Here is a 9,890-nt window from a genome sequence, read left to right as displayed (position 1 = left end):
TCGCGCACCAGCGCCAGCAGCAACGCCATCGCGTGATCCGCCACCGACGAGGCGTTGACCCCGGCGCCGTTGGTTACGGTAATCCCGCGGTCGCTGGCCGCTTGCAGGTCGACATGCTCGTAACCGGCACCGATCACGCAGATGATTTTGAGGGCGGGCAGGGCGGCGATCTCGTCAGCGTACAAACCCAGCGGACCGCGCGTCAGCACCGCGTCGACGCGCGCGCCATAGGTGTCAATGGCCTGGGCGCGCTCGGCGGGCGTCGGCGCCAGAATCAGGTGAAAGCCCTGACGTTCGAGAATCGGCAGGTAGTCATTAATCGTTTCAACCAATACCAGAACGGTTGCAGTCATGCTGGGCTCCTGTGGGCGCCGAGGTCGGAAACTCGAAAGTGCTTTCAGATTGCTGACTCAAGAGCGGTTTGGCAATCACCAAAGAGGATAGGCCATGCCCTTGCAGATCGCCGGAACGCGCACCCGCGAAAACCTGTGGGAGCACAGCTTGCTGGCGATGACTAACCTGAGGACGCCATCGCGAATACGCTTTGCTGCCATGTGTCACGGGTTTTGCGACGGGGCTTCCTTGGTCAAAAACGTGCGTGCCGCTTCGAGGATTTCGTCGGACAGGGCGTCGCCACGGGTGGCGCGGGCGAGGGTCAGGGCGCCGACCATCAGCGAATAATCGACCAGCGCCTGGCGCCGATTCTGCTCGGCGTCGCCCGCGTCGATCAGCGAGCCGTAGCACTGCAGCAATCGGTTGAGGCCGTCGAGGAAGGTCTGGCGCAAACCGCTGTCGGCCGCTTCGTGGCACATGTCGCCGGCGAAGGCGACTACCGGGCAGCTGTCGCCGGGATTGTCGCGGCTGGTGGCGGACAAGTAAGGATTGATCAGGGAACGGCGTGCTTCGTCCTTGTTGTCGTGCTCGGCGATCCGCGCGTTCCAGCGTTCGGCGGATTGCTCGAACGCCCGGCCACCGGCCTCGCGCGCCAGAGCTTCCTTGGACTCGAAGTGGCCATAAAAGCCGCCGTGGGTCAGGCCGGCAGCGCCCATCACGTCAACGACGCTGATGCCGTGCAAGCCACGCTCGCGGAACAGCCGCGTGGCGGCCTCGACGATGATTTCGCGGTTGAGGTCGGCTTGCTTGCGGGAGACTCGAGGCATCAGCGGCTCACAGGTGTAAAGAGGTCGGTGGGTTAAAAATACATGACGACAAACCTTTATCAAGCATCGGATTAGTCCGACACACGAAATACACGCTCCCCCCCAACACTGAATAACCCTGTAGGAGTGAGCCCGCTCGCGATGGCGTCCTCACCGGCGAAATCACTCTCGACTGACCCACGGTCATCGCGAGCAAGCGCGCTCCCACAGGGGCTTGTGGCGCTGTAGGCATCTGATCCGCATAACCGCTCCTCAGCTAAGTCTTTGCTTCTGCTCGTTAATCCCGGACAATCGCGCCCCTGTTTCGATCAGGGCGCTGCCTGTCGGGTTTTCCGACTCGTCCTGGTCGGGTAGCAACTGACCGGAATGCGGAGATCCCACCGGATGAATGATCAGGCCAATAGCGTCGACGAACGCTATGTAGCGGCGAAACCAGCGACGCTCGAAAGCTGGAATCGCCATGACACCACCTGGATGCTGGGCCTGTTTGGCACGGCGATCGGGGCGGGCACCTTGTTTTTGCCGATCAACGCGGGCCTGGGCGGCTTCTGGCCGTTGCTGGTGCTGGCAGTGCTGGCGTTCCCGATGACGTTCTACGCACACCGTGGGCTGACCCGTTTTGTGCTGTCCGGCCGCGAAGGCGCCGACATCACCGAGGTGGTTGAAGAGCATTTCGGCATCAAGGCTGGCGCGCTGATCACCTTGCTGTACTTCTTCGCGATCTTCCCGATCCTGCTGATCTACAGCGTGGCGCTGACCAATACCGTCGGCAGTTTCCTCGAACACCAACTGCACATCACGCCGCCGCCGCGGGTGGTGCTGTCGTTTGTGCTGATCCTCGGTTTGCTTGCGGTGGTGCGCTGCGGCGAGCAGGTAATCGTCAAAGCCATGAGCCTGATGGTTTATCCGTTTATCGTCGCGCTGCTGTTTTTGGCCGTGTTCCTGATTCCGCACTGGAACGGCGGCATCCTCAGCACCGCTTCGACCCTGCCTGAGCCATCGGCGCTACTGCACACGTTGTGGCTGGCGATTCCGGTGATGGTGTTTTCGTTCAACCACTCGCCGATCATCTCGGCATTCGCCGTGGACCAGAAGCGTCGTTACGGCGAACACGCCGAGGAGCGCAGCTCGCAGATCCTGTCGCGCGCCCATGCGTTGATGGTGGTGATGGTGTTGTTCTTTGTGTTCAGTTGCGTGCTGACGCTGTCGCCGGCGCAATTGGCTGAGGCGAAAGCGCAGAATTTGTCGATCCTGTCGTACCTGGCTAACCATTTCAGCAATCCGACGATCGCGTTTGCGGCGCCGTTGATTGCGTTTGTGGCGATTTCGAAGTCGTTCCTCGGGCACTACATTGGCGCCAGCGAAGGTCTGAAGGGGCTGATCGTGAAGAGCGGCAAGCGTCCTTCGCCCAAGGCACTGGACCGCATGACGGCGGCGTTCATGTTGGTGGTCTGCTGGATTGTTGCGACGTGGAACCCGAGCATTCTGGGGATGATCGAGACCCTCGGCGGGCCGATTATTGCGGCGATTCTGTTTTTGATGCCGATGTATGCGATTCGCAAGGTGCCGGCGATGGCGCGGTATCGTGGGCAGGCGTCGAATGTGTTTGTGACGGCCGTGGGGCTGGTAGCGATTTCGGCGTTGATTTATTCGCTGAGTGCTTGATTGCTGCGGCTTGCTTTTATGAAGTGATAACGGCTGACCCGATTGTGGGTCGGCCGTTTTTTTTGCCTCGGTTTTTTGTGTCTTCGGCTGCGTGGTGACGCCAACCCCCTGTAGGAGCGAGGCTTGCCCGCGAAGGCGTCCTGACAGCCAACCGCGTTTCACGGATGTACTCAGCCTGAATGTAGGAGTGAGCCTGCTCGCGATGGCGGTTTTGGGGGTGTATATCCATTTTCTGATAACGACTGATGACGGTTCCGCTCTTACAGCGGGTCACTTGGAAGAGCGCCAAGTAACCAAACGCTCTGGCCCCTGACGTGCGGCCTTCCGACGGGGCAGGTCACGATCAAGAGCCACGTCAACATCAAAATCAAAAGAACGCAGCCTCGTTTCACTCGGCAGCTGCTACAGGGGAGGTGTTGTCGCTTATGGTGTTCGTTTGGGGGAGCGCAAAACCCCCTGTAGGAGCGAGGCTTGCCCGCGAAGGCGTCCTGACAGCCAACCGCGTTTCACGGATGTACTCAGCCTGAATGTAGGAGTGAGCCTGCTCGCGATAGCGATGTACCTGCGCACATTCAACCCCGCCATCACCCAAATAACGGATATGCACCCCATACAAAAAAATGCCAAAAAAAACGCCGCGCATCTCTCGACACGCGGCGTCTTTCAACTCAAAGGCTTAAAACATAAAACCCTTAAGCCTGAACCACCGGAATATTAGCGTTCGCAGCAGCCTCACGGAACTCCGCAATCTGATCGAAAGACAGATAACGGTAAACATCAGCCGCCATGCTATCGATCTTGCCTGCGTACTCCATGTACTCCTCAACAGTCGGCAAACGACCCAGAATCGAAGCCACAGACGCCAACTCGGCCGAGGCCAGATAAACGTTCGCGCCATCGCCCAGACGGTTCGGGAAGTTACGGGTCGACGTCGACACCACAGTCGAATTCGGCTCAACACGTGCCTGGTTACCCATGCACAGCGAGCAGCCCGGCATTTCCATGCGCGCGCCAGCCTTGCCGTAGATGCCGTAGTAGCCTTCTTCGGTCAACTGGTGAGCATCCATTTTGGTCGGCGGCGACAGCCACAGACGGGTTGGAAGCTGACCCTTGACCTGATCCAGCAACTTGCCGGCAGCGCGGAAGTGACCAATGTTGGTCATGCACGAACCGATAAACACTTCGTCAATCTTCTCGCCAGCAACGCTGGACAGCAGACGGGCGTCGTCCGGATCGTTTGGCGCGCAGAGCACAGGCTCTTTGATGTCGGCCAGATCGATTTCGATGATTTCAGCGTATTCGGCGTCAGCATCGGCAACCATCAGCTCAGGGTTGGCAACCCAGGCTTCCATCGCTTGAGCGCGACGTTCCAGCGTACGTGGATCGCCATAACCTTCACCGATCATCCAGCGCAGCAGGGTGATGTTGGAGTTCAGGTATTCGGTGATCGACTCTTTCGACAGCTTGATCGTGCAACCGGCAGCCGAACGTTCAGCCGAGGCGTCGGACAGCTCGAAAGCTTGTTCGATGCTCAGGTTATCCAGGCCTTCGATTTCCAGGATGCGACCCGAGAAAGCGTTCTTCTTGCCTTTCTTCTCGACGGTCAGCAGGCCAGCCTGAATCGCGAAGTAAGGAATCGCGTGAACCAGGTCACGCAGGGTAACGCCCGGTTGCATTTTGCCTTTGAAGCGCACCAGGATCGATTCCGGCATGTCCAGCGGCATAACGCCGGTGGCTGCAGCAAACGCCACCAGACCGGAGCCGGCCGGGAACGAAATGCCCATCGGGAAACGGGTGTGCGAGTCACCACCGGTGCCGACAGTGTCAGGCAGCAGCATGCGGTTCAGCCACGAGTGGATGATGCCGTCGCCCGGACGCAGGGAAACGCCGCCGCGGGTCATGATGAAGTCTGGCAGGGTGTGGTGGGTGGTCACGTCGATCGGCTTTGGATAGGCCGCGGTGTGGCAGAAAGACTGCATCACCAGATCGGTCGAGAAGCCCAGGCACGCCAGGTCTTTCAGTTCATCACGGGTCATTGGACCGGTAGTGTCCTGGGAGCCGACGGTGGTCATTTTCGGTTCGCAGTAGGTGCCAGGACGCACACCTTTGCCTTCCGGCAGACCGCACGCCTTGCCGACCATTTTCTGTGCCAGGGTGAAACCCTTGCCAGTGTCGACAGGTGCTTCAGGCAGTTTGAACAGGTCGGTTGGGCCCAGGCCCAGCTCGGCACGTGCCTTGTCGGTCAAGCCGCGACCGATGATCAGCGGGATACGGCCGCCGGCACGCACTTCGTCCAACAGCACTGGCGTCTTCATTTCGAAGGTGGTCAGGACTTCGTCGGTGCCGTGTTTGCAGACTTTGCCAGCATGCGGGTACAGGTCGATCACGTCGCCCATGTTCATGTTGGTGACGTCGAATTCGATTGGCAGGGCGCCGGCATCTTCCATGGTGTTGTAGAAGATCGGAGCGATTTTGCTGCCGAAGCAGAAACCGCCGGCACGCTTGTTCGGCACGTGCGGAACGTCGTCGCCGAAGAACCACAGCACCGAGTTGGTTGCCGATTTACGCGACGAACCGGTACCGACCACGTCACCGACGTAGGCGATCGGGAAGCCTTGACCGCGCATTTCTTCGATCTGCTTCATCGGACCGGTAACACCCTGTACGTCAGGCACGATGCCTTCGCGGGCCATTTTCAGCATGGCCAGGGCGTGCAGCGGGATGTCCGGGCGGGACCAGGCGTCCGGGGCAGGGGAGAGGTCGTCGGTGTTGGTTTCGCCGGTGACCTTGAACACGCGCAGGCTGATCTTGTCGGCCAGCGTCGGACGGTTTTTGAACCACTCGCCGTCAGCCCAGGACTGCAAAACGCCTTTGGCGTGTTCGTTGCCGTTCTTGGCTTTTTCCGCCACGTCGTGGAACGCGTCGAACATCAGCAGGGTGTGCTTGAGTTGAGCGGCAGCGACCGGGGCCAGTACGGCGTCGTCGAGCAGGTCAACCAGGGTCACGATGTTGTAGCCGCCCTGCATGGTGCCGAGCAGTTCAACAGCGCGTTTTTTGTCGATCAGAGGGGAGGTTGCTTCGCCCTTGGCCAGGGCGGACAGGAAACCGGCCTTTACATAGGCTGCTTCGTCCACGCCAGGTGGAATGCGATTGGTGATCAGGTCAACGAGGAAAGCTTCTTCGCCAGCCGGGGGATTCTTCAGCAGCTCGACCAGGCCTGCAGTTTGTTCGGCGTTTAGCGGCTGGGGAACAATACCCAGTGCTGCACGCTCTTCGATATGTTTGCGGTAGGCTTCAAGCACAGTTATTACCCTCATCAGTGGTCCCAAATGGGTGTCCGGGACGCTCATCCCGAAATTGCCGTACTCATGCGCTGCATGGCGTTGTGGGCCACTTAGCCAGAATTACCGGCAATTCCTTACAGAAGCTGCTTTCAAAGTTTTACGCCTGCAGAACGGGGAGCTGATGAGGGTTGGCGTAGAGCTTTTCCCCGCTGGAAAAACCCTTCGCCAACACCGCTCTGAAGGAACGACTGTGCTCGTGACGCTTTGAAAACAGCTTCAAACGGACATTGGCGCCTTAAAAGGCTGGCTGATTCTACGGCAAAAAAAATATAAACGTAAGTTAGCCCCCGAACTTTGAGGGGTGATGAATGTTAGACAAAGGGCTAACATGCCGACCTGTTCTGCTTTCCCGTGTTTTGCCTACCTATGCCCAATCAGACCATCAAAACCCCCTGCGTCGGCCTCTGTTCCACCGTTTACGGTGACTTGGTGTGCCGTGGCTGCAAGCGTTTCCACCATGAAGTGATCAATTGGAATGGTTACAACGAGGAGGAAAAACGCGCGGTGTGGCTGCGTCTGGAGCAATTGTTGTCGCAGGTGATGGCGAGCAAGCTCGAAGTGTTCGACCCGCAGCGCCTGCGCTTGCAGCTCGAACAGCGCAAGATCCGCTTTGTGCCGCATCAGTCGGAATATTGCTGGGCCTATCAGTTGATCGCTCGCGGAGCGCGGGTCATCAATAATCTGGAGGCTTACGGAATGGTGCTGATGCCGGAGTTTCGCGACTGGAACCTGCCGGAATTGCGCGACGCCATCGATCGGGAGTTTTTTCTGCTGTCCGAAGCGCATTACCAGCGTTATATCGCCCCGGGTTTCCTCAAGGACGCGTTCGGCGGCTGAAAGCATCGCGAGCAAGCTCGCTCCCACCTTGGATCTGTGGCGTTCACAACATTTGTGATCAACACATACCCTGTGGGAGCGAGGCTTGCCCGCGAAGGCGCCCGGTCAAACACTGCAAATCTCAATGCTGCGCCACGATCTCCTCCAGATGATCCATGATCGTGTCCGGTTTCAGCACCAGCACATCGCTCTCCACCGCATCCAGCACCACTTCGGCGGTATTGCCGATCAGCGCCCCGGACAATCCCGAGCGAGCTACCGTGCCGATCACGGTCACTACAGCCTGCAGTTTGTGCACCATAAACGGAATCAGCACATCCGCCGGACCTTCTTCGATATGCAGGTGATCGTCGTCGATATCGAATTCGGCCTGGAACGCCTTGCACTGCTCGCGATAGCGCGCCTGAATGGTTTCGCTGAGTTGCAGCGTCGGGTCGGTGGCCGACAGCATCGGTGACGGATGTGCGCTGATCACATGCAATTTCGCCTTGGCCAGACTCGCAATGTCGTAGCCGTGATCGACGATGCACGCGTGCAGCGTGCGGTGTTCGCCATCCGTATTGCCGACGTCGATGGCTGCCAGAATCACTCCGCCGGTCCACGGTTTGGCGGTTTTGACCAGCAACACCGGGGTCGGGCAGTAGCGCAGCAGTTTCCAGTCGGCCGGGGTCAGCAGGGCCTTTTTCAGCGGGCTGTCGGGGTAATGCTGCTTGATCACCAGTCCGCAGCCCTCGGCTTGCTGCACATCGACGATGGTTTCGTACAGGCTCTCGTTCCACGCCTGCTCGGTGGTGACGCTGTAGCCTTCTTCCTGCGCGGTTTGCTTGAGGTCGCGCAGGTGGTCGGAATGATCATGCTTCTTGTCGCACACCAGCAAATGCAAATGCGCCTGGGTCACGCCCGCAATCAGTTTGGCGCGCCGCAGCGCCAGGCTTTCGTCCGGGGATGGTTCGATGACCACCAGGATGCTGCGAATGGCTTGCATGAGCGCGATCTCCAGAAAGTGAAAGGCATTGCGTTGGACAACTATAGTTGCTGCCCGCCAACACGGGACTTGATGCATATCAACGGCAGCGACTGGTGGTCTGCGGGCAGGCCGGTATAATCGGCGCCCTTCGTTTCAACCATTTATCCGTGAGCCCCATGATCCTTCCCGAAATTCACGAGTTCCTCGGCTGCCGCACCCCTGACGGCTGGGTCCAGGCCGCGCTGGCCGATCAGGACACTTTGCTGATCGACCACAAGAACTGCGAATTCAAGGCCGCCAGCACGGCGTTGAGCCTGATCGCCAAGTACCATTCCCACGTCGATCTGATCAACCTGATGTCGCGCCTGGCCCGGGAAGAACTGGTGCACCACGAGCAAGTCATGCGCCTGATGAAAAAACGCAAGATCGAACTGCGCCAGCTGTCCGCCGGGCGTTATGCCTCGGGCCTGCGCAAAGTGGTGCGCAGCCACGAGCCGGTGAAACTGGTGGATACGCTGGTGGTGGGGGCATTTATCGAGGCGCGCAGTTGCGAGCGTTTCGAGGCGCTGGTGCCGCATCTGGATGAAGAGTTGGGCAAGTTCTATTTCGGCCTGCTGAAAAGCGAGGCGCGGCACTTCCAGGGTTATCTGAAGCTGGCTTACCAGTACGGTGACGCCAAGGACATCGCCCAGGTCATCGAGCGCGTGCGCGCGGCCGAGCAGGAATTGATCGAATCGCCGGACGTGGAATTCCGTTTCCACAGCGGCGTGCCAATCGCCGCCTGACCCGCGTTTAATTGAACTGATCGTTCCTGCGCTCTGCGTGGGAACGATCAACATTCGGCGCGCTGACGCCAGAACGCGCTCTGCCAACGGGTTGCTTGGCTAAGTGCACAGGGTTTGTGGGCGCCTGTTTGCCGAGTATCAGCGAGTCAGACCCAACCGCTCATGCCACTGCGCAATCGACTCTTCAGGGTAAACATCAAATTCCTTGTCCTTGGGCTGCACATTGGCCTCGACCCACGGCGCCTTCGAACTCAGCATCAAATGCGTGTGCTCCGGCGGCACTGGCAGCGGGGTATCGATGGCCGAGGCGAACGGATGAATCAGCTCCGGCCACTCCGGGCTGAACAGCCACAAACCGCTGCCGCACACCGAGCAGAAATGCCGCTCGGCGCTGCTGGTATGCGCGCGTTTGGCGCCGTCCTCCTTGAGCCGCGCATGGTAGATCGCGATGTGTTTGCGCCCGCGCACTTTCAGGCTGTTGGCATCGCCGCTGATGTTGATCGCGTAGCCGCCACCGCCCTGGGTCTTGCGACAGATCGAGCAATAACAACGCTGATACGGATAGGGATGGGCACTGGTCAAATCGAACGATACCGCGCCGCAATGGCAGGAACCTTCGAGCTGCATGGAAACCTCCGACTGTGCTTGATCGACCCAAGACAGCCTAGACCCTCAGCGATTTTCCACCGGCACCAGAATCGCGTCGCCCGTCGCCACCCGTACGCACACAAATCCCTGTAGGAGCGAGCCTGCTCGCGATAGCTTTCTATCAGCCAACTTTGTTTCTCCCATGTGTACAAAAATCCAAATGTGGGAGCGAGCTTGCTCGCGATAGCTTTCTATCAGCCAGCCTGTTCTTGTCGGATGTACATATCCATTTCTGCGGTCACGGCTGCTGTTGGTTTCGCTTTTACAGCGAGTCACTTTCGAGAAGCGCGAAAGTAACCAAAGCGCTCTTGCCCCTTTCGTTCGGTGCCTCGCCGTGGCTCGGCATGCCCTCGCTCCGGTCCTGCTCCGTGGGCCCGCCGCCATCGGCCATCCCTGGCCGGGGGCGGCTAACCCGGCATCCTTGCCGGGTTGCCCACTGCGCAGAACCTGCGCTCGGCCTCACGAGGGGGCGGGCACCGCAACA

General features: G+C 59.3%; 7 protein-coding genes and 1 pseudogene. 3 read left to right on the top strand and 5 right to left on the bottom strand.

Annotation, left to right across the window (positions count from 1 at the left end):
* Positions 1-353, bottom strand: a pseudogene (locus BI292_RS06110) (2-hydroxyacid dehydrogenase); the annotation flags it as partial.
* Between the two features lie 204 nt (positions 354-557).
* A complete protein-coding gene (locus BI292_RS06105) occupies positions 558-1,160 on the bottom strand; it encodes a TetR/AcrR family transcriptional regulator (RefSeq protein ID WP_101207309.1) in 603 nt (200 codons plus the stop codon).
* Positions 1,161-1,544: 384 nt separating this feature from the next.
* On the opposite strand from BI292_RS06105, the gene BI292_RS06100 reads away from it, so the two are divergent.
* Complete coding sequence (locus BI292_RS06100) at positions 1,545-2,825, top strand: HAAAP family serine/threonine permease (protein ID WP_092269612.1); 1,281 nt, start codon at positions 1,545-1,547, stop codon at positions 2,823-2,825.
* 692 nt (positions 2,826-3,517) lie between these two features.
* On the opposite strand, the gene acnB is transcribed toward BI292_RS06100, so the two are convergent.
* Positions 3,518-6,127, bottom strand: coding sequence for a bifunctional aconitate hydratase 2/2-methylisocitrate dehydratase (gene acnB, locus BI292_RS06095; protein WP_092269610.1), 2,610 nt, complete (start codon positions 6,125-6,127; stop codon positions 3,518-3,520).
* A gap of 408 nt (positions 6,128-6,535) precedes the next feature.
* On the opposite strand from acnB, the gene BI292_RS06090 reads away from it, so the two are divergent.
* Complete coding sequence (locus BI292_RS06090; protein WP_008028699.1) at positions 6,536-7,006, top strand: DUF1289 domain-containing protein; 471 nt, start codon at positions 6,536-6,538, stop codon at positions 7,004-7,006.
* 121 nt (positions 7,007-7,127) lie between these two features.
* Here BI292_RS06090 and BI292_RS06085 read toward each other — a convergent pair whose 3' ends face one another.
* Entirely contained in the window at positions 7,128-7,991 is an 864-nt protein-coding gene (locus BI292_RS06085) for a universal stress protein (protein ID WP_101207308.1), read from the bottom strand.
* Positions 7,992-8,149: 158 nt separating this feature from the next.
* On the opposite strand from BI292_RS06085, the gene BI292_RS06080 reads away from it, so the two are divergent.
* Positions 8,150-8,758 carry a tRNA-(ms[2]io[6]A)-hydroxylase gene (locus BI292_RS06080; RefSeq protein ID WP_092269604.1) on the top strand — a complete coding sequence of 203 codons (609 nt, stop codon included), beginning with the start codon at positions 8,150-8,152 and terminating at the stop codon, positions 8,756-8,758.
* 138 nt (positions 8,759-8,896) lie between these two features.
* Here the strand turns inward: BI292_RS06080 and BI292_RS06075 are convergent, their stop codons facing one another.
* Positions 8,897-9,385 carry a GFA family protein gene (locus tag BI292_RS06075; protein ID WP_101207307.1) on the bottom strand — a complete coding sequence of 163 codons (489 nt, stop codon included), beginning with the start codon at positions 9,383-9,385 and terminating at the stop codon, positions 8,897-8,899.
* Positions 9,386-9,890: the final 505 nt, after the last annotated feature.

The sequence above is a fragment of the Pseudomonas sp. 43NM1 genome (genome assembly GCF_002836905.1).
GTDB lineage: Bacteria > Pseudomonadota > Gammaproteobacteria > Pseudomonadales > Pseudomonadaceae > Aquipseudomonas > Aquipseudomonas prosekii.
This window is presented reverse-complemented; position numbering and strand designations above follow the sequence as displayed.

What these genes read in the sequence shown, in the direction of transcription:
- BI292_RS06105 (WP_101207309.1), bottom strand. Translation starts at nt 1,160, where the DNA reads ATGCCTCGAGTCTCCCGCAAGCAAGCCGACCTCAACCGCGAAATCATC.
- BI292_RS06085 (WP_101207308.1), bottom strand. Translation starts at nt 7,991, where the DNA reads ATGCAAGCCATTCGCAGCATCCTGGTGGTCATCGAACCATCCCCGGAC.
- BI292_RS06080 (WP_092269604.1), top strand. Translation starts at nt 8,150, where the DNA reads ATGATCCTTCCCGAAATTCACGAGTTCCTCGGCTGCCGCACCCCTGAC.
- BI292_RS06075 (WP_101207307.1), bottom strand. Translation starts at nt 9,385, where the DNA reads ATGCAGCTCGAAGGTTCCTGCCATTGCGGCGCGGTATCGTTCGATTTG.
- BI292_RS06100 (WP_092269612.1), top strand. Translation starts at nt 1,545, where the DNA reads ATGAATGATCAGGCCAATAGCGTCGACGAACGCTATGTAGCGGCGAAA.
- BI292_RS06090 (WP_008028699.1), top strand. Translation starts at nt 6,536, where the DNA reads ATGCCCAATCAGACCATCAAAACCCCCTGCGTCGGCCTCTGTTCCACC.